Annotated in this window: 18 protein-coding genes; 9 read left to right on the top strand and 9 right to left on the bottom strand. The window is 53.2% G+C overall.

Features of this window, described 5'->3' with window-relative positions:
- Positions 1-80: 80 nt before the first annotated feature.
- Together MMC1_RS08485 and MMC1_RS08480 are read left to right on the top strand one after the other, a co-directional pair.
- Complete coding sequence (locus MMC1_RS08485) at positions 81-299, top strand: hypothetical protein (protein ID WP_041641056.1); 219 nt, start codon at positions 81-83, stop codon at positions 297-299.
- A 17-nt stretch (positions 300-316) separates the two neighbouring features.
- Positions 317-526 carry a hypothetical protein gene (locus MMC1_RS08480; RefSeq protein ID WP_041641053.1) on the top strand — a complete coding sequence of 70 codons (210 nt, stop codon included), beginning with the start codon at positions 317-319 and terminating at the stop codon, positions 524-526.
- A gap of 101 nt (positions 527-627) precedes the next feature.
- On the opposite strand, the gene MMC1_RS08475 is transcribed toward MMC1_RS08480, so the two are convergent.
- From MMC1_RS08475 to MMC1_RS08460, 4 genes are all read right to left on the bottom strand, one after another.
- The gene (locus MMC1_RS08475) at positions 628-1,461 is read right to left on the bottom strand and encodes a hypothetical protein (protein ID WP_011713318.1); all 834 of its coding nucleotides are present in this window, start codon (positions 1,459-1,461) and stop codon (positions 628-630) included.
- Between the two features lie 130 nt (positions 1,462-1,591).
- Positions 1,592-2,683: an SDR family NAD(P)-dependent oxidoreductase gene (locus MMC1_RS19910; RefSeq protein ID WP_160162682.1), complete on the bottom strand. Its 1,092-nt coding sequence runs from the start codon at positions 2,681-2,683 to the stop codon at positions 1,592-1,594.
- Between the two features lie 12 nt (positions 2,684-2,695).
- On the bottom strand, positions 2,696-3,586 hold the full coding sequence (gene xerD / locus MMC1_RS08465) for a site-specific tyrosine recombinase XerD (protein WP_011713316.1): 891 nt from the start codon (positions 3,584-3,586) through the stop codon (positions 2,696-2,698).
- Complete coding sequence (locus tag MMC1_RS08460) at positions 3,579-4,349, bottom strand: methyltransferase domain-containing protein (RefSeq protein ID WP_011713315.1); 771 nt, start codon at positions 4,347-4,349, stop codon at positions 3,579-3,581. The genes xerD and MMC1_RS08460 overlap by 8 nt, the downstream gene beginning before the upstream one ends.
- Positions 4,350-4,483: 134 nt before the next feature.
- Here MMC1_RS08460 and gloB point away from each other — a divergent pair, with 134 nt between their 5' ends.
- Together gloB and MMC1_RS08450 are read left to right on the top strand one after the other, a co-directional pair.
- On the top strand, positions 4,484-5,248 hold the full coding sequence (gloB, locus tag MMC1_RS08455; protein WP_011713314.1) for a hydroxyacylglutathione hydrolase: 765 nt from the start codon (positions 4,484-4,486) through the stop codon (positions 5,246-5,248).
- A 24-nt stretch (positions 5,249-5,272) separates the two neighbouring features.
- Entirely contained in the window at positions 5,273-6,724 is a 1,452-nt protein-coding gene (locus tag MMC1_RS08450; protein ID WP_011713313.1) for a GGDEF domain-containing protein, read from the top strand.
- On the opposite strand, the gene MMC1_RS08445 is transcribed toward MMC1_RS08450, so the two are convergent.
- Together MMC1_RS08445 and MMC1_RS08440 are read right to left on the bottom strand one after the other, a co-directional pair.
- Entirely contained in the window at positions 6,721-7,389 is a 669-nt protein-coding gene (locus MMC1_RS08445) for a class I SAM-dependent methyltransferase (RefSeq protein ID WP_011713312.1), read from the bottom strand. The two genes, MMC1_RS08450 and MMC1_RS08445, sit on opposite strands and share 4 nt — an antisense overlap.
- A gap of 141 nt (positions 7,390-7,530) precedes the next feature.
- Positions 7,531-10,044: a PAS domain-containing hybrid sensor histidine kinase/response regulator gene (locus MMC1_RS08440; RefSeq protein WP_011713311.1), complete on the bottom strand. Its 2,514-nt coding sequence runs from the start codon at positions 10,042-10,044 to the stop codon at positions 7,531-7,533.
- Between the two features lie 296 nt (positions 10,045-10,340).
- Between MMC1_RS08440 and MMC1_RS08435 the strand changes: the two genes are divergently transcribed.
- The 4 genes from MMC1_RS08435 (at position 10,341) to MMC1_RS08420 (ending at position 16,460) form a co-directional block, all read left to right on the top strand.
- The gene (locus MMC1_RS08435) at positions 10,341-11,030 is read left to right on the top strand and encodes a cytidylate kinase-like family protein (RefSeq protein WP_011713310.1); all 690 of its coding nucleotides are present in this window, start codon (positions 10,341-10,343) and stop codon (positions 11,028-11,030) included.
- 17 nt (positions 11,031-11,047) lie between these two features.
- Positions 11,048-11,737, top strand: a complete 690-nt coding sequence (locus tag MMC1_RS08430; RefSeq protein WP_011713309.1) for a cytidylate kinase-like family protein — start codon at positions 11,048-11,050, stop codon at positions 11,735-11,737.
- Between the two features lie 162 nt (positions 11,738-11,899).
- Positions 11,900-15,496 (top strand): transcription-repair coupling factor, encoded by a 3,597-nt coding sequence (gene mfd, locus MMC1_RS08425; protein ID WP_011713308.1) that lies wholly within the window; start codon positions 11,900-11,902, stop codon positions 15,494-15,496.
- A gap of 145 nt (positions 15,497-15,641) precedes the next feature.
- Positions 15,642-16,460, top strand: coding sequence for a DnaJ C-terminal domain-containing protein (locus MMC1_RS08420; RefSeq protein ID WP_011713307.1), 819 nt, complete (start codon positions 15,642-15,644; stop codon positions 16,458-16,460).
- 81 nt (positions 16,461-16,541) lie between these two features.
- Here MMC1_RS08420 and MMC1_RS08415 read toward each other — a convergent pair whose 3' ends face one another.
- Positions 16,542-17,903 carry a GGDEF domain-containing protein gene (locus tag MMC1_RS08415; protein WP_011713306.1) on the bottom strand — a complete coding sequence of 454 codons (1,362 nt, stop codon included), beginning with the start codon at positions 17,901-17,903 and terminating at the stop codon, positions 16,542-16,544.
- 549 nt (positions 17,904-18,452) lie between these two features.
- Positions 18,453-19,127, bottom strand: coding sequence for a hemerythrin domain-containing protein (locus tag MMC1_RS08410; RefSeq protein ID WP_011713305.1), 675 nt, complete (start codon positions 19,125-19,127; stop codon positions 18,453-18,455).
- A gap of 244 nt (positions 19,128-19,371) precedes the next feature.
- On the opposite strand from MMC1_RS08410, the gene MMC1_RS08405 reads away from it, so the two are divergent.
- Positions 19,372-20,706 (top strand): hypothetical protein, encoded by a 1,335-nt coding sequence (locus MMC1_RS08405; protein ID WP_041641048.1) that lies wholly within the window; start codon positions 19,372-19,374, stop codon positions 20,704-20,706.
- 54 nt (positions 20,707-20,760) lie between these two features.
- Here the strand turns inward: MMC1_RS08405 and mltF are convergent, their stop codons facing one another.
- On the bottom strand, positions 20,761-22,284 hold the full coding sequence (gene mltF, locus MMC1_RS08400) for a membrane-bound lytic murein transglycosylase MltF (protein WP_081436242.1): 1,524 nt from the start codon (positions 22,282-22,284) through the stop codon (positions 20,761-20,763).
- Between the last annotated feature and the right edge of the window lie 38 nt (positions 22,285-22,322).

Genomic DNA, 22,322 nt, shown 5'->3' with positions numbered 1-22,322 from the left:
CTTGCCAAAAAAGCCAAATGCGGCTTAGCACAGCCACAGGTATCACCTTTGTCACGGCAATCCTTTTAGAGGGGACGGACATGAATTTTCCAGCCATTAATGCCGCCGCATCAGCAGGAGCGGCCAACAGCGCCACCGGCTCATCCTTGCTCAAGGTAGCCGTACAGTCTCACTTGATCAAAGGGCTCGGGATGGGGGCTGGCATGGGTTTAGGGGTCGGCATATGGGTTTTGGGTATTGCTGGGGCAGGTTATCTACTTTACCGCAGTTATCAACGTCAGTTTGATCGTTTACCTTAAAGCATAGGAGCTCAACCATGGCTATTTCCGCAGCAGCAAGCGCCTTACCTACTACAGGAGGGGTTGGCGCAGCCAAACTGAGCATCGCCACGGTGGCTAAGGCTCAGTTTATCAAAGAGGCCGGTCTGGGGCTTGGCATGGGCTTAGGCTTGGGCGCGTGGCTTGCGTTGGGCTTGTCCGTGGCGGCATGGATCGCTTGGCGTAAAATGGTTCAATCCCAAGCATAAACCTTCACGCCCAAGATTATCTGAACCATTGTAAGGCACGGGTGGAGAAGAGTCTCTTCCTCAACTCCACCCCCATCGCGGCGTAGGCGATTACCGATGATTTACAGCGCCAGATAGACCATCACGCCAGCGGCGGCCAGCCATAGATTGGTGATATTGCTCACCACAATATTGAGAATCGCCGAGGTCCCCCGGTTACGGCGCAGCAGGGCCATGGTGGATTTAAACTCCGGCCAACTGGTCAGGGTAGAGAGCACCACAAAGCCGATCACCCCTTTGGGTACATTGGAGGCAGTCGAAGCAAAGTTGACCACCGGGTCCAAGAAGTAGCCCCCCGCCAACAAAATCACTAAGGCGGGGAAAAACCATGTTTTGGCAATCACAATATCGTCGGCCTTGCCCTCTTCTTCTGCTGGACGCATAAAAAAGAGCGCCAACCCAACCAGCGAGGCAGCGATCATCCAATAGAGATAACCGCTCGGAGGAATCAGATAAAAACCCCCAGCCAAAGCGGCGGTAAGAAAAATAGCAAGCCAGGTATAGAGGGGCTTTACCGTAAAAATCAGGGCAAATCGGCCAACGACAATGCCCGCCAGCAGCAGCAGCACGGGGTTCATATAGTTGGAGCCCAAGGGGGTCGATGCGGCAAACAGCACATCTCCGGCCACCAAGCCCACCACCACCACCAGCGCTTCGGGGCCATTGGTTAAAAAGCCGGTTAGGGTGCCAATGCCTTTAACATCCTTCAGGGTTTCGATCATCACTTCGATGGCCGTACCCACTAAAAACATGGTCAGCACCACGCCGCCAGCGCCAATAAAAGCGGTGGGCACATCCCCCCCATAGATCAACGCAGCCCCGCAAAAAAAGAGTGCGGTCACCGCCCAAGAGATCATATCCACAGGACTGATCGAGTCGATCACAAACTGCTTCATAAACTTCCCCTATAAGGAAAAACCTAACCGTGGGGGAGTATACTCTCTCCTTTAGGCAAAGGCATCAAAATCCCAAAGCCTTTGCGGTTTTCCCCATAATATTGTGAACCCCCCTCTGGGCTGCCCCTTATTAACGCAGCAGCCGACCACCATCCACATGCAGCACCTGTCCGGTCACAAACGGGGTGGCCAACAGATAGTTAAGGGCGGTAATCACCCCCAGCGGTCCTGCCTCTGCGGCCAAGGGGGTGTTCGACAGCAGCACTTGGTAAGCCCGATCATCCTCCCCTTGGGGAAACACCGCACCTGGGGCGATGGTATTGACCCGAATTTCGGGGGCCAACTCCCGCGCCAAAGAGCGACCCGCCATATGCAGCGCCGCTTTACTGCTGCTATAACCACTATAACCCAGCAAGGGCCGTTCCCCCCAAATATCCCCAATTTGAATAATATGTCCCCCCCCCGCAGGGCCACTGCGCATCCAGGGGGCTGCCTTAAGGGATAACCATAAGGGTCCCATGACATTAACTTTAAAAAGATTCTCCAGGCTCTGCCAGCTTGGGTTTTCTTCATGGTCGGGCTCAAAACGTGCGGCATTATGCACCACCACATCCAACTGCCCAAAGTGGCGCACCACCTGCCCCACCAGCGTTTCAATGGCTTCGGGATTACGCAAATCACACGTAAAACTTTGTATTTTAGCCTCTTGCATGGGGTAACGCTGGATCATCGCCGTCGCGTCTGACTCAAAACAGACCAGCGCGACGCGGTAATTTTGTTCCATCAGCGCCTGCACAATGGCCTGCCCCAGTTGACTGCTGCCACCGGTGACCAGCGCCACCCGCTCCGCACCCTCGGTTTGCGGGGCATTGGGGGCCAGCACAAAGCCATGGCTCTCCACCGGCTGCGGGGTGCTGGCTGCGGCCAAAGCGGCTTCACGGTAGGCGGCACGCCGCTGTTCCCGCTCGAAGGGTTCTAGTTGTGGCAGCTCTTTTTTATAGGCCCGGTGGGGAAAATAGCGCTCCAGAAAGGGATTCCAAAATGGCTCTGGCGGGGGGTTACCCTCTTTCATTTCAGCCCACCGATAGATGGGCCACAAAATCACTAAAAACACAATAAAAGGCGACGCTAAAAAGAGTGCCAAGGCCCCTTTAACCCCATCGGCAAGCCGCGCAACGGCATGTTTTTCTTCAGGCTCTTGCCACCCATTCTGTTCAGACACCGGAGACTCCATTCATCCTCTAGGGTGCAGTTGGTCGTGCAATTTTTTTAGACGAGCATTGGCGACGTGGGTATAGATTTCGGTGGTTGAAATATCGGCATGCCCCAACATCATCTGTACCGCCCGCAGGTCAGCCCCATGGTTGAGCAGGTGCGTGGCAAAGGCGTGCCGGATACCATGTGGGGAGAGCGGTTTCATAATATTTGCCTCATAGGCATAGCGTTTGACAATGTGCCAAAAATTATGCCGCGTCATTGCGGCCCCGCGATTGCTCAAAAACAGGTCATTACAGCGCCCCCCTTTAAGCAACACTTGGCGGGCGCTGTGCCGGTAGCGGATCACCATTTCGGTGGCGGCCTCCCCCATGGGTACAATGCGCTCTTTATTGCCTTTACCGATCACCCGCACAAAACCATTCTCTTCGTCCAAACCGTCCAGGGTCAGCGTAACCAGTTCCGAAACCCGTAGACCGGTAGCATACATCAGCTCCAGCATGGCGGCATCCCGCATACCCAATTCGGTGCTGGTATCCGGCGCATAGAGCAGTGCTTCGGTCTCCGCTTCGCTTAGGGTGTTGGGCAGTTTTCGTTGGGGTTTAGGTCGATAGACACCACCGGTGGGGTCTTCGCTACGAATACCTTTATCCACCAGATGCCGAAATAGCCGCCGCATAGCGGAGAGTTTGCGGGCTACCGTTGAGGGGGTCAGGCTTTTTTGTGCCAGCTCACCAATATACTCCAAAACATCCTGGCGTTGGATCTCGGGCAGGGTCAGGTTGCGACTGGCGCAAAAGCTGCGCAGAGCATCCAAGTCGCGCCGATAGGCTATCAGGGTGTTGGCCGCAAGACCATGCTCAATGAGCAGCTCATCGAGAAATCGTTCCATCAAGCGATAATCAGACATCATCCCTCCCCTTAACAGCTTCACGGTGCTGTTTGGGTAGGATAACGCGTTCGATGGCAGGCACGGACACTTTACGGATAAAGCTTTTTACTTTCAAAGGGGTCATGGCATACACCAATTTTTCGGCTTCGCAAAAGATCACCCCACCCAAGGGGGCAAACCACCGCTGCCCGGCCTTTTCCCAACGGCTGGCACCCCTAATGAGGCGCGGGCTGGAAAAAGGGGGCATAAATAGGGCAAAACTGGTCTGGCGAGTAACAAATAAGGCATCTTCCAACTGTTCGCTCAACTGCCGTGGCGAAAAGGGGCGCCCCCAACCAAAGGGTGAACCATCCCGTCTGGCCCACCATCCTCCTCGGTTGGGCACCACACAGAGCAGCCGTCCGCCTGGTTTAAGCACCCGCCACACCTCACGCAACACCCCATTGGTATCCCCCAGCCCTTCCATCAAATGGCACATCACCACCCGGTCTATCGAGGCATCCGCTACCGGCAGGGCATCGGGACGCAGGATAAGCTGCCCATAACAGCCATCACAACTGGCCCGCCGCACGACCCCCATTTCGGCGGGGGTACCGATGAGCAACCGTTTTGAAGCCGAGGTTAACTCCGGCAGGTAAGGCTGGGCATAACCCAGGGCCAAGGTGGTCTCTACCGGGCGATTTTTTAACCAAGCTTTAAGGGTTTCGCCTAAAATATTACTGACACAATAACCCTGCTGGGATGCATACCAACGCTGAAGAGAGAGCGCTTCCAGATTCATAGTTAGAACCTTTGCTATGGTTGGGCTACCACGAACAAACCGTGCAACATTGCCTCTTTGAACGCATCCGCCTAAAATTGTAATCGGGATCTCGCCAACTGCCAACCCGATCCCCCAACCGGAGCGACGATTTTATGACCATTCCACTTGAGGTAACGCCCCTACCCGCCTGGGAAGATAACTATATCTGGTGTTTTCCAACCGAACCCGGTGCCGTGGCGGTGGTTGACCCAGGCCAGGCTGAACCGGTCACAGACTATCTTCAACAGCACGGATTACGTTTAAGCCATATTTTACTCACCCACCACCACGGGGATCATATTGATGGCGTTGCGCCATTGCAACGCAAGCATCATGCCCGGGTGCTGGGCAGCGCTCTGGATGCCCACCGTCTTCCCCCGTTGGATGAAGCCCTACGGGGGGGGCAAACCTTTTGTCTAGGCCCCCATCAAGTCGACACCTACCACACCCCTGGCCATACCTCAGGCCACCTCTGCTACCACATTGCCGATTGTTTGTTTGCAGGGGATACGCTATTCAGCTATGGTTGCGGTCGACTGTTTGAGGGCACCCCCCAACAGATGTGGCAAAGCCTGCTCATCTTAAGGGCCTTACCAGAGACCACCCGGCTCTGTTGTGCCCATGAATATACACTGACCAACCTGCGGTTTGCGCGTAGCTTACCCGGTCAGCAGGAGCCCTTGGCCGCCCCGTGGCAACGGGCCCAACAAACCCGTCAGTTGGGCAAACCAACGCTGCCCAGCCGCTTGGCGGAAGAGAAACAATACAACCCTTTTTTACGCTGTGATGACACCCAGTTTCGTACCGCCGTGGGTCAGCAGGCGGCCTCGGCTGAGGCATGTTTTGCCTATATACGCCAATTACGAAATCACTTTTAATCGACATCGAATGGAGTTTATAGCATGTCTATCAAAACCCCTGACGAAGCCCATCCAGATATTTTAACAACACCCTGCCCCATCACCACACTGCCAAACAGTCTCGGCAAGGCGGTAAGTGTCTACGACTCTTCACGGCATGATCCTGCTACCCTCGCCCAAGAAAAGCGCTCACGTTATATTATGCTTGCAGGTGGAATTGCCCTGTTGCTGGGGCTATTTGTCAATTTTGTGGTCAAACCGTTTCCCCATCAGCCATGGCTTAGCTTTGCTTGGCCACTGCTGGCCGCCTTGCTCTCGGCATGGACGGTCGCCATCAATACCATTCAAAAACGCGACTGTAACTGTGCCACCACCCTAGGGGCTATACAGGCCCATCAACAAGGCTTATTGCCCAAAGTTACCCAGACCCTTTTCCAGTTTGAGCAGGCCCATTATTTGACCAAATTTCACACCACCCACGCCGTAGCACAGCACTATCTTTACCATGCGGTGGAGGATGAAACCTTTCATTTTAGGTGGATGGATGATCAACACCAACAACGCTACCAAATTGATGGGCTCAACGACCATCGTAACAGCTTCTCTGTGCCCTTACAGAACTACTACTTTGGTGCGGCTGTTGAGCTTAACTGGACCCGCTATCTGCTGCGCAAAAATGCTGCGGCCATCGTGCAAGGTCTGCCCATCCGCTGCCCCTTAAACGAGAGCGGCAGTGACTATATGGAGTTAGGCGCAGAAACGTTTCGCTACGCGATTCAGGGAAAGATCGGCGAACACGGGTATGAAGAGGTTGCAGAAAGCTTTCGCGGTGAACAAGATTTTGATATTGGTATCTTTAATCTGCAAGAGGGGGGCGAAACCCATAGCCACCACTGGATTAAACTGCCCTACCCAACCATTCCCAATGAGCTCTTTTTTATGAAGTTGTGGGAGCTGCGCACCGGCACCAAAGTTGAGGTCCATCATCTACTGCCCGAGGCAAAGACCTGCACCACCGATCCGGTGACCGCGCTCAACCTGTCCGCGCTGTTTTTACAGCAGTTGGAACAATCCATCACCCGCCATGGTCGACAGGACACCACCCTCGCGGTGGTGGTGATCGAGGTTGCCAACATTGCCTTTATTAAACACGCTTTGGGTCGCGAAGCGGGATCACTGGTATTAAGGACTTTAGCCAACCGCATGCAAGCCTCGGTAAGACGGGGGGATACAGCAAGCCGGCTATGGCGGGATGAATTTGGCATCACCCTAACCGATCTTAAACCCGAGGCGTTGGAACTGGTGGTCGAAGGCATTCGCGCGGAGTTGGCGCAGCCCATCGACACCCCATTTGGTGCGGCCTATGCCGAGTTACACATGGGCTGGGCCATCTATCCGGAGGATGGCAACCACCACGGCAGCCTCTTACGACACGCCCGTTATCAGACCTACCAAAACCGCATTAAAGCGGTTTTGGCCCAAGAACCCCATTAATAGGTTCCCCACACCACCCAATGACGATCGGAGGTTTGTGCAATCTGTAGATGCTCAAGTTGGGCTGCCTGCAACTGACTTTTGACCTCATCCAGGGTAAAGGCTGCCCGCAATGAGTGGTAAAAATCCTCTTGCAACCGTGGCGGTTCTTGGGCGGTGTAGGTGTGCGTCATCTGCCTGGCTTGCGCCTCGCTTGCGGGGCGCAGCAGGTCCATGACCAACAGGGCACAACCCGCTTGGGCATAGTTTTTTATGGTCGCCCAAAACGCCTCTGGCTTATGCATATGGTGCAATAAGCTGTTGCTTATGATAGCACTATAAGGCACTTGGGGCAGCTCATCACAGTCGGGCAAGCACCCTTCAATAAAGGTGACACGGGTGCCGGGCTCCCCCCAGCGGGCGCGCAACCGCACCCCCTCATAGAGCATGCTGGGCGAGCCATCTAGCCCGATCACCCGACAACCAGGATAAGCATGGGCAAAACGGCAGGCGACATCCCCAGGACCACAGCCCAAATCCAACACCAAACCCGCCCCTGAAAAAGCGGCATGCTTCTCTTTAAAGGTTGCCACAAAGGCATCGTGGGGGGCTGAAAAATCGGCCTCTGCATAAACCATGGCCTGCTCGGCCTCCAGCATTAACTCAGGTTCCAATTGGCGTTGCATGGGAGATTTATCCTTTTTTTGTGCATGGCCTACCCTTAGAGGACAAGGCCCAACAAATTCCTTTTAACGACACCCCTATCCCCGTTACGCGAGGATATACAAACCCAAGACTGGCTAAGCTTGGTGGGGATGACCTCTTGATTAGCCTGTTTTTGGCAGACGGTGACACAGTGCGTCAATGTGGGCGAGCAGATCCCGCTGGGTCAGGGGCTTATTCAAATGGTCGTCGCAGCCATTGCGCAGACTGGTCAAACGCCCCTCCTGCCCGCTATGGGCTGAGATGGCTAAAATTTTTACAGGGGCGCGCTGCTGTATGCGTTCCCAACTACGGATGCGATGCACCGCCGTATAACCATCCATCACCGGCATTTGGGTATCCATAATAACGAGGTCAAACTCCATAGCGGCACCCAAAGGATCGGTCATCCCCTCTTGAAACCGTTGCAGAGCCTGCTGTCCATCGGTCACCACCTCCAGGTGGCAGAGGGTATCTTTAAGAAAATTTTGGATAACATAGCTGCTATCGGGGTCATCCTCAGCCAGTAGAATACGCAGAGCCCCCCCCTCTTTAAGTTCACGCTTGTGGGTAGCGTGCATTAAATTGCGACAGGCGTCATCCAAGTGCCGATAGCCAGGTTCGACAAACAGTTCGGCCAAGGTTTTTAAGATAACACGGCGCTTCAGCGGGGGCGACACATAGTTGATGCCCGCCTGACACAGCGCAAAACGCTCTTTTTGTCCGGGGTCCAACCCTAGGATTACAAAATGTAAGTTTCGAAATATCTTGCGCTTTTTCAGCTCGCTTGCGTAGCTTACCACATCCATATTGGCGAAGGGTTTTTCGGCATCCAACAGCAGCATATCGCACAGGGGTCCCTGCCCATCCCGCTCCACATCGTGAACCACCTCCATCAATTGCACCAGCTCATCATGGTTACTGACGGCGGTACAGTGAACCCCTTCAGGCGTGAGCATCTCCTGCACCATGGTGCGCAGGTTTTTGCCTCGGCTGAACACCACCACGCGGCGCTCTTTCAGAGTGGTATGATCATACTCCAAGTTGGCGGGATTGGCCTGTTCCATGGCGGGTTGTAAAGGGATATCAAAAGCAAAGGTTGAACCCACCCCAGGTTCACTAAAGAGCAACTCGAGCTGTCCACCCATAAGGTTGACCAAGCGGCGACAGATGGTCAGCCCCAGCCCGGTACCCCCAAAGCGACGGCTTTCTGTTTCGTCCACTTGGCTAAAGGCATCAAAGATCGCCTCACGCTTTTCCATGGGGATGCCAATACCATTATCCGACACACTAAACCGGTAATCCGAGCGTTCAGGGCCGTTGCGCGGCCCAGGCCGCACTTGGATAACCACCTCCCCCTTTTCACTAAATTTTATGGCATTACCCACAAGGTTTATAAGTACTTGCCGCAGCCGTACTGGATCGCCCATCACCCGCACCGGGACCAAAGCGGCGACATGTGAGAGCAGTTTAATTCCCTTTTCGGTGGCGCGATAACTGGCCATATCCATCACCGATTCCAACAGGTGGTCCACATCAAACACCACCTGTTTTTCCCCCTCTTGGGCGCCTTCGTTTTGGCTGATCACCAAAATATCGTCAATCAGCTCCAACAGGGCATCCCCAGAGCGCCGGATAATGCTCACATGCTCCCGTTGAACCCGGTCTAAATGGGTTCCCGACATCAATTCGGCAACCCCCAAAATGGCGGTCATCGGGGTACGAATTTCATGACTCATGGTGGAGAGAAAGCGGCTTTTGGCTTTACTGGCGGTTTCGGCGGAACGTTTCGCTGCCTCTAATGCCTGCTCGGCTTCGCGCCGTTCTGAAATATCTCGAATACTGGTGCGAAAGCCCAGTTTTTCACCGGCGTTGGTGAGCATAGGTTGCAAACTCAGCGAGACCCAGCGCAGATCCCCTTCACGATGTTTAATCCGCAAGGAGACATCATGGGCCACCGCTCCAGCGCGTCCTTCCTGCATAAGCCGCTCCAGGGTCGAGCGGTCTTGGGCATGGAACAGGTCCACAGGGTAGGTTGCCATCTCCATACATGCGGCGATACTATACCCTGTTACCCGTTGCACTGCGGGGTTAATCCATTGCACCCGCCCTTGGGCATCAAACCAAGACTCCCAGTCATGGGTAAAATTAGCGATATTGCGGTAGGTGGTGAGCTCATGGTTAAGCTGTTGCAGCATGGCCCGTTGGTCGGATAGATCCACCAAAGCCAGCCCCATACCGGCCACACCGCCCACATCGCTCAAGCCCGCGCCCATCACCCGCACGGAACGCCCATTACGACCCAGGTCTGGCACCAAATTAAGGGTTATGGCGCTCGGTCCATCTTGGTCTACATCAATAAAAAAGGCTTCGAGTTTTTCTCGGTCGTTTAGGTCAACCCACTGGCTAAAGGGGGTTTGGTACAACGCCTCGGGGCTTACCCGCAACCAATCCGCCATGGTTTTATTGGTATGCACGATCAGACGATCCCGCCCCAACAGGCAGAGCCCCTGCTGGCCTACGTTCAACAGGTTTTGGTAGCATTGGGCATACAAAGAGGCTTCTGTGGCTGGGGTATCCAAATCCGCAGGCTGTGATTGTGCCGTATCGTTGGAGTTGACCAAAAAACACCTCTTCATCCGCTTTCAAAACGGTGGGCCTGGGCGACGACGCACCGCATATGACGGGCGATGATTGACCATGCAAGGACTATATGGTTCTAATTTACCACAAGGTACGCGCAACAAAAGCGCAAAGGGGCTCTATTTAAAAATTTTATCCACACAAAGATTCACACAGGGCACAAAAAAGCGTATAGTTTAAGTAAACAGTAGGGATTGTTGTCCTGCAAGGGTAATCCGCTTTATCCTTACAGGGGAAGACGATTCACAAGGGCGGTACCAAGACCCCCGTTTTTATGTCCAGGAGGCTTCAAATGCCACATGCAATAATTGAGGAGCAGTTTTTTGAGGGAGGTGGTCAGGATTCTGCTGCCGAACAAACACCGCCTCCACTGGTTGCCGTTTCAGGTGAATATGGTGCGGGTGCTGAGGATGTGGCAAAACTGCTCGCCGAGCGGCTTGGCGTGCAATGTTTTGACCCCCCTTTGATGCAACGCATTGTAGAAGAAGCCCAAAGTAACTATGCCCTACAGGAGCGTCTGGACGAGTTAATGCCCAACAAGATCAAGGGCTGGCTCGCGACCTTCATGAAAAAAAATCGGGGCAAAGGAGAGATCTCCTACCTCCATTTGGTTAAGGCCATGATGGGCATTAGCGCTAAGGGTGGTGTTATTATCGGTATGGGTGCCCACCTCATTTTGTCTGACCGCCAAGTGTTTCGGTTAAAGGTTGAGGCGGGTCCTGATTACTGTTCAGGGCGGATTGCCAAAGCGACCGGTATTGATATTAAAGCGGCGGAAAAGATGTGCGCGCGGGTTGATCGTGAGCGCGTCAAATTTGTCAAGGAGATCTACGAGCGTTTTCCCACCGATGCCACCTACTATGATCTGGTGCTCAGTGCCGAAACCTTCTCACCACAACAGATGACAGAAATGGCCATCCAAGCCATGTGCCTAGCCAAGCTCGACATGCCTGCGACGTTGTGCAATAAGAAATCCAAGTAAGGGGGAAGGAGTAGATCATGAGCAACGCACGTACCCAGGCTCTGTTACAGTCCATTATGGGCGCGAAAATGTACCAGAGCAGCGACAAAGATGAGACCCCTTCCACGGTTCCACTCATCACGGTTTCTCGTGGGTTTGGTGCCAATGGCAGTGAAATTGCCGCCCGCTTAGCTGAACGGCTACAGGTCCCGCTGTATGATAAAGAGCTGATCAATGAGGTCACACGACAGGCCAAAGCTGATCCCTTTTTAACCAAACAGTTGGATGAGCGCATCTCGGGTGCCATGGCGGATTGGATTACCTCCATGTTCACCGGCCAATCGACCAGCCAAGATACCTTTAACTATTATATGGTTAAGGTTATCATGAATATTGCCCCACAGGGTGGTGTTATTGTTGGACGCGGCGCCCACCTGCTGCTTAGCCAGAAACACAGGGTCTTCAGACTGCGCGTCGAGGGTTCTTTGCATGTTTGTGCCGAGCGGGTCGCCAAACGCGAAGATATCAAGCTGAAAAAGGCTGAAAAGCGGGTCGTCCAAGTGGACAAAGAGCGCCGCGATTTTGTCGAGGGGCTGTATAAAAATCGCTCAACCCGCCACAACTTCTATGACATGGTGATCAATACGGATCTCTTTAAGCCCCAAGCCACGGTAGGTGTGGTGGAGTTGGCTTTGGCAGAGATGGGATTTGTCATTCCTAAAAAATAACCTGTCGCAAAGGTCTCTACATTCCAGGGGGGAGCACAAGCTCCCCCCTTTGCATGGATCTCAATTTGCACCGCAAGAGCGCTTATTTTTTCCTTTTAACCCAGCCATGGGTGGGGGATAATCAAGCCTTTAAGTAAACACAGCCAGTTTAAGTTGAATAACGTGACCGATCCCATCACCATACAAAAATTGCTGGATAAGCTTGACGGGCGCAAGAGCCCGCTCATTTTACCTGAACTGACCACTGGGGCTTCCAGTTGGTTGGCGGTGGAGTTGGCCTTGACGCAACCGGCTCCGGTGGTGCTGGTTACGGGCAAAGTTCAGCGGGCGGAATCCATCGCTCGTGAACTTCTTTTTTTCGGTGCCCAGCGCGGGGTCCATATCCTCCCTTTTCCCGCCTGGGAGACGCTCCCTTTTGAGCCCCTCTCCCCTTACGGCCCCCTCGTGGGGGATCGCTTAGCCACCCTTTCACGCTTGATTGGGTTGGGCAAGTCGGGTCCCATTTCCATTGGTAATGAGCTGGGGGATAGTCGCACGGTGGTGATCACCACCCCAGCGGCCATCATGCAACGGTTGATGCCAAAAGCGGTATTGGCCCGTTATGGTTTTGCCTTTTCGGTGGGGGATCAGCTTAATTTACCGCAATTTCGTGAGCTATTGACCCGCTCGGGGTACAACCCGGTTTCGCAGGTGTCGGAGCCTGGGGAGTATGCGGCGCGTGGGGGATTGATTGACCTCTTCCCCCCCGGTCGGGATGAGCCGGTACGGGTCGAGTTGTTTGGCGATGAGGTCGAGAGTATCCGCCTGTTTGATCCAAGCAATCAGCGCTCTTTAGACCCCATACCTGCGGTAGAGGTACTCCCGGTGCGGGAGGTTATTCTTAATGCCGACACGATAAGCTGTTTTCGCACTGCTTATCGTGAGGTATTTGGGGGCTATGCGGCGGAGGATTTGATCTACAAAGAGATTTCTCAAAACCGTACTTATCAGGGTATGGAGCAGTATCTACCGCTCTTTTATCCTGATCTGGACACCCTCTTTGATTATCTCCCCAAGCAGACGCTGTTTTTGATGGAACCCGATGTACCCAACCAGATTGAAGAGCGTGCGCGGGAGATTGAGGATCAACACCGTATCGCCTATCAGGCGGGCCAAGGCAATGAAAAGGGCTATGATGGCAGTAGCATGCGCTGCATTGCCCGCAACACCCTTTATTTAGATCAAAGAGAGCTGACGGAACGCCTTAAACCCTACCCGCAACTCTTACAAAGCGCCACGGGCAAACCGGCTCTGGACCTGGATCTACACCCCATCCCCCCCATTCAGGAGGGGGTGCAGGGTGCCGACCATAGCCAACAGGATGAGAAAAAAGCCACCGCCACGGTCATGGATCGCCTCTGTCGTCAGATCAGCTTATGGCAAAAGGAGCAGCGCCGCATCGGTTTTGTTTCTCGCACCATCGGCCAGCGGGAGCGCATGCGGGAGCTGCTGACCGACCATAAGGTGAGCGTGGTGGATGGCTCCAGTTGGTCCGCGTTGCTGCAAGCGGACCCCAGACAGCCCATGCTGCTGCTGGGGGATGTAAGTGATGGTTTTGAACATCCCACCCGCCATGTGGTGCTGATTAGTGAAGACAATGTTTTTGGGGTACGCATACGCCGCCGTCAGATAAGCCGTCGTTATTTGGATCAGTTAATCGCCAGCTTTGCCGACCTTAATGAAGGCGATGCTGTGGTCCATGTGGATCATGGGGTGGGTCGTTTTGGGGGGCTGGTATCGCTGGAGGTTGGTCAGCTTAAGAATGATTTTTTGCTGATTATCTATGCCGACGGCGACAAGCTGTATGTCCCTGTCGAGAACCTGGACCGGGTTGGTAAGCACTCTTCGGGTGAAGAGGTGCAGCTGGACAAACTGGGGGGCAAACGTTGGGCCAAGACCCGCGCCAAGGCGCGTAAGAAGATTTTGGAGATGGCTGAAGAGCTGGTGGCCATTCAAGCCCAGCGGGAGGCCACCCAAGGGGTGGTTTATTCGGGGCCGGATGCCCTTTATCAGGAGTTTGCCAGCACCTTCCCGTTTGAAGAGACGGTGGACCAGGCCAAAGCCATTGAGGCGGTGTTGGAAGATATGGCCTCACCCAAAGCGATGGATCGGCTGGTGTGTGGTGATGTAGGCTTTGGCAAAACCGAGGTTGCGCTACGGGCGACCTTCCGCGCAGCGATGGATGGCAAACAGGTGGCGATTTTGGTGCCTACCACCATTTTGGCCCAGCAGCACTATGAAAATTTTGCCAAGCGGCTGGCGGGCTACCCTATTAAGGTGGACATTCTCTCGCGGTTTCGCACACCAAAAGAGCAAAAGGCCACCATAGAAGCGGTTGGCCATGGCACGATTGATGTCATTGTGGGCACTCATAGGCTGCTGCAAACGGATGTTAAATTTAAGGATCTTGGTCTGCTGGTGGTGGATGAGGAGCAACGCTTTGGGGTGAGCCATAAGGAGCGCATTAAAAATCTTCGCGCTACTTTGGATATTTTGACCCTTACCGCTACGCCCATTCCCCGCACCTTGAACATGGCCATGGCGGGGGTGCGCGATATTAGTATTATTGCCTCTCCCCCAGCGGACCGGTTGGCCATTCGCACCATTATTACCCACTACGATAAGCAGCAGGTGCGTGAAGCGATTTTGCGGGAGCTCTATCGGGGGGGACAGGTTTTTTATGTTCACAATCAGGTGCAGGATATTGAGCGCAAAGCACAAGAGATTGCGGAACTGGTACCAGAGGCCCGGGTGGGTGTAGCCCATGGTCAAATGCGGGAAAACCAGTTAGAGAAGGTGATGATGGAGTTTTACCGTCAAACTTTCAACATTCTGGTATGTACCACCATTGTGGAAAACGGCGTGGATATTCCCACCGCTAATACCATCATTATTGATCGTGCCGACAAATTTGGTCTGGCTCAACTACACCAACTGCGGGGACGGGTGGGACGCAGCAAGCATCGCGCTTACGCCTATATGTTGGTGCCCCATTTACGGCGCTTAACCAAGCATGCCGAAAAACGCTTGGAGGCGCTGGAGAGCCTGGGTGAGCTGGGGGCAGGCTTTATGCTGGCGACCCATGATTTAGAGATCCGGGGTGCGGGTAACATTTTGGGCGATGAACAATCTGGGCAGATCAAAGAGGTTGGTTTTGAGTTGTACAATCAGATGCTGCGGGAGGCGGTGGTGGCCCTGCAAACGGCCCGGGCCCAAGGTCGGGATTTGGCCTCTACCACCCCTCTGGGGCAGGCTCCAGTGGATGAAGGTCCCGCACCGGTGGTACCCAGCATCAACCTGCATCTTTCCACCTATATTCCCGAGGAGTATGTGGAGGATGTGCATCAGCGTTTAACCCTCTACAAGCGCATTGCTGAACTCAAAACCTATGAGGAGTTGCAGGAGATGCGGCTGGAGTTGGCGGACCGTTTTGGTCCCCTGCCCGCAACGGTGGACCATTTGCTTTCGGTGATGGAGATCAAACGTCTCTGCGTTAAACTGCGCATTATCAAACTGGATGCAGGCCCTAAGGGTGGGACTTTCCAATTTGATGAACTTTTTACGGTGGAGATACCCCGTCTTATTGCCATGGTACAGCGGGAGGTTGGTCATGCCCGACTGGATCAGACCAGTCGCACCTTAATTCTTAGAAATCGCCCATGGAGCGAAGACAAGCAGCGCCTGCAAGAGGTCCGCGAGGCGTTGACCACCCTCATTTAGTCTGCCATCCCCTTCTGCCCGGCATGGATTCGTCCATGCCGGGCCTCTGTTTGGCCTATCCTTTGCACATTATCCGTCACTGGCTCCCCTGTTTTTGGGGGGAGTCTCCCTAAATGCGATCCTTCAGGATTTCAGGCGGTCCGGCATGGCGATGATGGAACAGGATTTTTACAGACGGCTTAATGTGCCCAGCAGCGCGACCCCTTTACAGATACGCGATGCCTATCGCCGTCTTGCCCGTCAATTTCACCCCGATGTGAGCCCCATCCCCCAGGCTGAAGATCTGTTCAAGGCGCTGGGCGAGGCGTATGAGGTACTGCGTGATCCCCAAAAACGCGCTCAGTATGATCGCACCCAGGGTTCTTATATCTGGCCAAATACCCGTCAGAGCCCACCAAAAAGTGGCACACCGGCAGGCAAACCGCATCATGTAGAGGCCAAACTGATTGTGCCACTAGAGGTTGCTTACCGGGGGGAGATTCATCAGGTACGGCTGAATTTACGGGAGCTTGGGGGGGATCGTCTGATTCAGGTACAAATTCCCAGAGGGGTGGTCCATGGTGACCGCATTCGGGTCTACAATCAGGTCCGCGCCAATCCGCTCAAAGGAATCAGCGGTGGGGACATTTTGTTTAATGTCGAAACCCCGCCTCACCCTCATTTCCAATTAGAGGGGTATGATCTCTACAGCAGCCTAACCCTGAGCCCCTGGGAGGCCGCTTTAGGCGAGCCGGTGCAGTTTAAATCGTTGGGCGGCACCATTCGGGTGCATATTCCGGCGGGTTCCAGTTCGGGCCAACTTATCCGTATCCGTGGTCGGGGGTTTCCCAAACCCGGGTTTGGTCAGTGCGGGGACCTCTATCTGCGTCTCAACATTGCCCTGCCCAAGCAGTTAAACAATGCCGAGAAACGTCTGTATCGAAAGCTTGCCAAAAAGTCAGACTTCAACCCTCGCGGCAACTAGGCGATTTTCACATGGTGCCCTTGGTGCCAAGGGCACGATTCACGCTGAAATAGGACAAACAACGCGCCTCTCGACGACCCTTTAGGCACGGATGATACAGCGGTTGCGCCCAGAGTGTTTGGCTTCATAGAGCGCCTCATCGGTCAATTTGAGCGTTTTATGAAAGTTGGGGTTACCATCATGCACCGCACCACCAAAGCTGGCGGTTATGTGTATCTTTTCGCCAGAGGGCAGGTCAAACAGCTCTTGTTCAATACAGTGACGCACCTTTTCGGCCAGATGTTCCAACCGTTGAGGGCTCATATCCCCGTAGACAAATAAAAACTCTTCACCGCCAAATCGGAAAACATAGTCATTAACACGGGCCGCACTACTCAGCCGCTCGGCAAATTGCTGTAGCACCGCATCCCCTGCATCGTGACCATAGGTATCATTAATGGTTTTAAAATGGTCAATATCACAGAGCAGGAAACCAAAGCGGATCTCGTGGCGCATGCTGACTTCCATCTCGTGTTTAACCACACTATCCAGAAAGCGGCGATTATACACCTTGGTCAGCGGATCACGCCCACTCTCTTGGGCTAAAATGGCCTCGATCATCATATCCAGTGCCAATTCAATACTATTCAATTGATCGTCTACCGCACTCAGGGTATCGCGTGAGACCGCATTTAGGTGCTCTTGGCTTAACCGTTGTCGCCCCAGCAAGGCATCCATGGCCTGAATATTTTGTTGAATGGTGTGCAGCTGTTCATACTGGGGTAACACCAAAGGGGCTTTGTGAAACATCCACAGGCCAAATTCGGCGCGCCCCAGCGAGGGTAACTCCGTCTCAATGCCGCGTCCACCCAAAACACGCCACAGTTGGTTGCTCCACCCTCTTAGGGTTCCCCGCAACCGTTCACACTCCAAGGCTTGGGCCGAGGGGGACAATTGCAGGCGTAACGCTTGGTTATTACGCTCGTAAGAGGCTGACATTCGCACATAACTCTCATTGATCAATGAGAGATTATGGTCCAACACCTCACCCACCAACACCACCAGGTCAACCAAACGCTGGCGGGGAATATCGCTCTCAGAGAGAAAACATATGATTTCTCGTCGTAAAATACGCATCCCCTCCACCACCAAATGCATGGGGATATTAATGCGGGCGTGCACATTGCCAATATTTTTTTGAAACGCAAACATCTGCTCAAGGGTATCGTCATCTTTATGGGAAAAAAGCATTTGCAACCATTCCGTCAGCGAACCATGCAGACGCTCTTTAACCAACGCACTGTCGAGAAAAAAACGGGCTGACTCCACCTCTAACAGCTCGATATAGAAGCGCTCTACCGTCTGGTTGAGACGATCTTTAATAAGATCACCGATAAAGTTAACTTTTTCGGCATCAACACCCAGATAGATATCTTTTAAGCGCTGTTCATCACGAGCAGACATCCACATTCTCCATGAATCAGTGAGAGGAATAAAACGGCTCACTAAGATTACTACACTCTAGCAACAAACTTATAGTTTAAAGTTCTGGTTATTGACCCATTGGCATCATCGCGCGCCCCAACTTCTAGGGCGTTTGCCATGCTTACCGTTTGCTCGCTGGCTGGGTCAGCACAAGCAAACTTAATAACCAATAATTTTGCGTTAATTATTTACTCTATTTCCGCAACAGACTACAAGACATTTTGTCAGTTTTGCAGAGCATAGAACCTTACTCGTTAAATTTTAACGCTATTTATTTCATCATTAATCTATCATGATCGAATAAATTTTATATTTTTAACATCATAATTTTGTATTTTTAGTATAGAAAGCCCCCCCATCATCAACGTCTCGCATTTTTCCACGCTTGGTCAGCGCAGACCGTAACAATTGGTGACGCATGGCGCATGGGCGCAGCCACACAGCTCGCTCTCTTGTCGGGGCACCCCAAGCGCAGTGGGTGCACCCCAGACATACGCCTTTACAGGCAATGAGACGCAGCCATTTTGGTTAGGTAAAGGGGTTCAGCTTCTGGCTCCCTTTAATCAAGGTGTCCACTTCATCACCAAGGTGCATATCGGTCATGGGGTAGAGCATTTGCTCCTCTTTCATATTGTGCTGTTGCATAACAAACAGCAGGGTCCCCCCTACCCCGATCATGCCGGGGACATTGCCATGCAACACAAACTCGCGCATTTGCGCCAGCAATCCCCGCATCTGTTGGTGCTCCATACGCATGATCATCGTTGGGCCTTGGGTCATACCGGTTTTACGCTCAAACGCGGGAAAAATGACCTCCTCTTCCATGCGAAAATGGTGCAGCATCCCCATATCAAAATCTTGAAAAGCGGCCATAGCCCGTGGTGCATCATCGGCAGCATTTTCCATTTTTGCGTAAAGGTCGTCACAACGACGATGATCAAAGGTAAAATATTCAGCCACTTGACGCGGGCTTTTAACCGCTGCACGCTTATGCAAAGAGATCCGCCAACCACGACGTACAGACAAGGGATACCACTCATAGGCACCCCAATTTTCATCCTGAAATTGTTCCACCAAGGGGGTGAGGGCATCCTCCCCCAACAACACCATGGTTTCCCCCGCTGGCAAGGCATCAAAAGCCGCTTGCAAGAGCGCCATAGCTTGCTCAATGGTGTGGTTATGGGTTAAATCCAAAATTTTCATCCTTTTTCCTTTTCCAGCATCCTAAACATTTTCATAAACTCGGATTCAAACCGACCCTCCACGCCCACCATCGCCAATCTCTATCGAAAGAATATAGCGAAACCCGCACAATTGCTCCACTATAGCAGCATGGGATGTACAAACCTTGATGCGTATCAAGCCACGATTTCCTTATCTCGCTTAGATTACCCCGGCATAGGCCAAACAAGCGGGTCGACCTTTAGTGAAGAAAGCACCGCCTACCATGTTTTTAAACAGTGGACTGCATATAGATCAAGCGCCACCGCTACATATTCCTCTGCGATTTTTTGCCACCGCCCCCCTGTTTATGGTTATGACAGGGCTGGCACTAAGCCTGTACGGCGCAGCGTTGCACGGGGATCAACTCGACCCCATCGCGGTCGCCATCGTACACGGCATTATGCTTGGTTGGCTGAATATGGTGATGTGGGGGGCCATGTACCAGATGATACCCGTCTTAGCGGGCACGCGGGTCAAAGCCATCTGGCTGGCTCAGCTGAGCCATGCTTTACTGGTGACGGGGCTATTGGCACTTATGCTGGGGCTGCCCGATTTTCTCCCTTGGCGTGGCGCCCTACTCTTGACCGCATCGGTGCTGTTACCCAGCGCATTTCTGCTGTTTTTACTGCCCGTGGGCTGGGCCTTATGGCACGCCCCCGCCACCCACCCCACGGTACATACCATGCGGCTTGCGCTGCTGGGACTTAGCCTAACCCTGTTGCTTGGTCTACTCTTTCTATTGGAGCACCAGTTTGGATTTTTAGCCATGGATCGCCAACAGATGGTGACGATTCATGCCAGTTGGGCACTGTTTGGTTGGGTTGGCTTGCTGATTATAGGGGTCTCTTTCCAGGTGCTACCCATGTTTTATATGATGCCCGCCTTCCCAACCACCCAGGCAAAACAGATTGTTTTATTGTGGCTGACGACCCCCACGGCCCTCACCCTTGCGCTAATGTTTGGGCAAGATCTGCAATTAATCCTGTTAGCCTTAGTTCCCCTCTATGGGGGGGCGGCCCTCTATGGCTTACACATAGCCCGTTTAATCCAACAACGTAAACGCAAGCTGTGGGATGCCACCCTGCGGTTTTGGCTATTGGGGTTTGCTTGCGGCACCCTAGCCTTACTGGGTCTACCCCTCGCCATTCTCTTGCAAACGGATCTCATGGCACCCGTGGTTGTGCTGTTTAGTATGGGCTTTGCGGGTTCCATCATTTTTGGCATGCTCTACAAGATCATCCCATTTTTGGTATGGTTTCATCGTTTTAGCCGCTTAGCAGGCTTAGCCCCCATCCCCATGATGGAAGATCTGGTACCCGACCGCTTGGCCCGCACCCATAGTTGGGTGCATGGTGCCACCCTGATCGCTCTGAGCCTAGGCTGGTATCAATTTGGCGGGGTTCTGCTCATACTCTCAGGGCTCTTTATTGTGGTGGCATTGTGGCATGCCTTAACGCAGCCTGTACCGTCACTGCCCCAAGTTAATGGTATGGAAGATTTTGCTAAAATGTTTGAAAACTTGAACAAACCAAGCGCCCCGCCCCCACCGCAAACCTAAAGGCTGTTGGTTTGAGAGAGATCACCGCTGGTGGTACATCTGTGGGCCATCATTTTAGTAGCGCCGTTTAGGAGAGGGCACCGCCGCCTCTTTGCCGGAGGTTTCAACCATGCGACCATCCATAGGGTTAATTTCCCCGATCACCGCTTGCTCTTTAAGGGGGACCATGGGTAGCGCCGTATTGGGTTCGACAAAGGGCGTGGTCTCCCCCGTGTAATTTTTACGCTCCATACGGGTGAGAATATCGTTATAGTGACGCACTTTAGCCACATAACGCACCGGCTCGTCCCCCCGTGCGTAACCAAATTTGGTATCTTTAAAATATTTACTTTGCGAAAGCAGCGGCAGTACCTGCCGCAAGTCACTCCACCGGTTGGGATTAAGATTTTGCTTTTTCGCCAGTCGCCTCGCGTCGGAGATGTGGCCCAAACCCACATTATAGGCCGCCAAAGCAATCCAGGTGCGGTCTGGCTCGGTGATGGTACTGGGTAGCCGCCGCCGCATGTTAGAAAGATACCATGCACCACCATGAATACTGGATTTAGGATCCAGCCGGTCGTCAATGCCCAAGGCTTTGGCGGTTACTTGGGTGAGCATCATAATCCCCCGCACCCCGGTAGAACTACGCGCTTTAGGGTCCCAATGGGACTCTTGATAGGCTTGTGCTGCTAGCAACTGCCAGGGGATATGATATTTACGCGCAGCTTCCATAAACAGATGTTTGTAGCTAGGCAACCGCTCACTCATGCGCTTAATAAATTGCCGGTTATCTACAAAATCAAAGCTTTGCCCTTCGACAAAACCATAATATTTTTCAAACAGCTCATCCAGTTGACCATTACTGCGGATCTCATTAAACCACGTCACCACCTCTTTATGCAGAAACACCGCGCGTTTAGGCAGGGTCCAAGCCAAGCGCTGTTCGGCATTAATAGGAAATTTGACGGTTAATTCGGGGTAGTAGCGCCGGTTTAGTGCCACCACGTTAGAGTCTGCCAGGGTACAATCCACCTTGCCCAGCCACACCTGTTCCAGCACCTGTTCTACCGACAGATTATCATCACTATGCCAAGTAAGTTGAGGCACCAACTGCTGCAATTCACGCAAGCGGTCCTCATAGGCGCTCTCTTTAACCACGGTGAGTTTGGCTTGGGTCAATTTAAGCAGGTTGGTTGGACGCACGCCCCCTCTGCGACATACCACCTGTTGAAAAACCGATTGATAATCTGGGCCGTAGAGATAGCGGTCGCCATCTTCTTCCTGCCGCACCAGACCCGCAGCCGCCAGATGCGCCTTACCCTCATGCAGGGTTTGCAGCACTTCACCCCGGCTCTGTTTTTTGATAAAGGCGACTTTTACCCCAAGATGGGCGGCAAACAGGGTGGCTAAATCATGTTCAAAGCCCTCCACACGGTCCCGACCCTGGTAATAGGTGGTTGGCGCATTGCGGGTTACCACCACCAACACCCCTGTTTTACGGATCTCATCCATAATGGGACGCTTCATACTTAGGTCACAGCCAAGCACGGGCAACAGAACCAGTAGCAGCAGAACAACAAGAGTGGGATATCGTCGCATAACGAGGGTATTGGGCCAATGAGGGTAAACGAGCCCAC

It is taken from the genome of Magnetococcus marinus MC-1 (assembly GCF_000014865.1).
GTDB lineage: Bacteria > Pseudomonadota > Magnetococcia > Magnetococcales > Magnetococcaceae > Magnetococcus > Magnetococcus marinus.
This window is presented reverse-complemented; position numbering and strand designations above follow the sequence as displayed.

What these genes read in the sequence shown, in the direction of transcription:
- mltF (WP_081436242.1), bottom strand. Translation starts at nt 22,284, where the DNA reads ATGCGACGATATCCCACTCTTGTTGTTCTGCTGCTACTGGTTCTGTTG.
- MMC1_RS08445 (WP_011713312.1), bottom strand. Translation starts at nt 7,389, where the DNA reads ATGCAACGCCAATTGGAACCTGAGTTAATGCTGGAGGCCGAGCAGGCC.
- MMC1_RS08460 (WP_011713315.1), bottom strand. Translation starts at nt 4,349, where the DNA reads ATGAATCTGGAAGCGCTCTCTCTTCAGCGTTGGTATGCATCCCAGCAG.
- MMC1_RS08450 (WP_011713313.1), top strand. Translation starts at nt 5,273, where the DNA reads ATGTCTATCAAAACCCCTGACGAAGCCCATCCAGATATTTTAACAACA.
- gloB (WP_011713314.1), top strand. Translation starts at nt 4,484, where the DNA reads ATGACCATTCCACTTGAGGTAACGCCCCTACCCGCCTGGGAAGATAAC.
- MMC1_RS08405 (WP_041641048.1), top strand. Translation starts at nt 19,372, where the DNA reads ATGTTTTTAAACAGTGGACTGCATATAGATCAAGCGCCACCGCTACAT.
- MMC1_RS08485 (WP_041641056.1), top strand. Translation starts at nt 81, where the DNA reads ATGAATTTTCCAGCCATTAATGCCGCCGCATCAGCAGGAGCGGCCAAC.
- xerD (WP_011713316.1), bottom strand. Translation starts at nt 3,586, where the DNA reads ATGTCTGATTATCGCTTGATGGAACGATTTCTCGATGAGCTGCTCATT.
- MMC1_RS08415 (WP_011713306.1), bottom strand. Translation starts at nt 17,903, where the DNA reads ATGTCTGCTCGTGATGAACAGCGCTTAAAAGATATCTATCTGGGTGTT.
- MMC1_RS08480 (WP_041641053.1), top strand. Translation starts at nt 317, where the DNA reads ATGGCTATTTCCGCAGCAGCAAGCGCCTTACCTACTACAGGAGGGGTT.
- MMC1_RS08440 (WP_011713311.1), bottom strand. Translation starts at nt 10,044, where the DNA reads ATGAAGAGGTGTTTTTTGGTCAACTCCAACGATACGGCACAATCACAG.
- MMC1_RS08430 (WP_011713309.1), top strand. Translation starts at nt 11,048, where the DNA reads ATGAGCAACGCACGTACCCAGGCTCTGTTACAGTCCATTATGGGCGCG.
- MMC1_RS08420 (WP_011713307.1), top strand. Translation starts at nt 15,642, where the DNA reads ATGGCGATGATGGAACAGGATTTTTACAGACGGCTTAATGTGCCCAGC.
- MMC1_RS08410 (WP_011713305.1), bottom strand. Translation starts at nt 19,127, where the DNA reads ATGAAAATTTTGGATTTAACCCATAACCACACCATTGAGCAAGCTATG.
- MMC1_RS08475 (WP_011713318.1), bottom strand. Translation starts at nt 1,461, where the DNA reads ATGAAGCAGTTTGTGATCGACTCGATCAGTCCTGTGGATATGATCTCT.
- MMC1_RS08435 (WP_011713310.1), top strand. Translation starts at nt 10,341, where the DNA reads ATGCCACATGCAATAATTGAGGAGCAGTTTTTTGAGGGAGGTGGTCAG.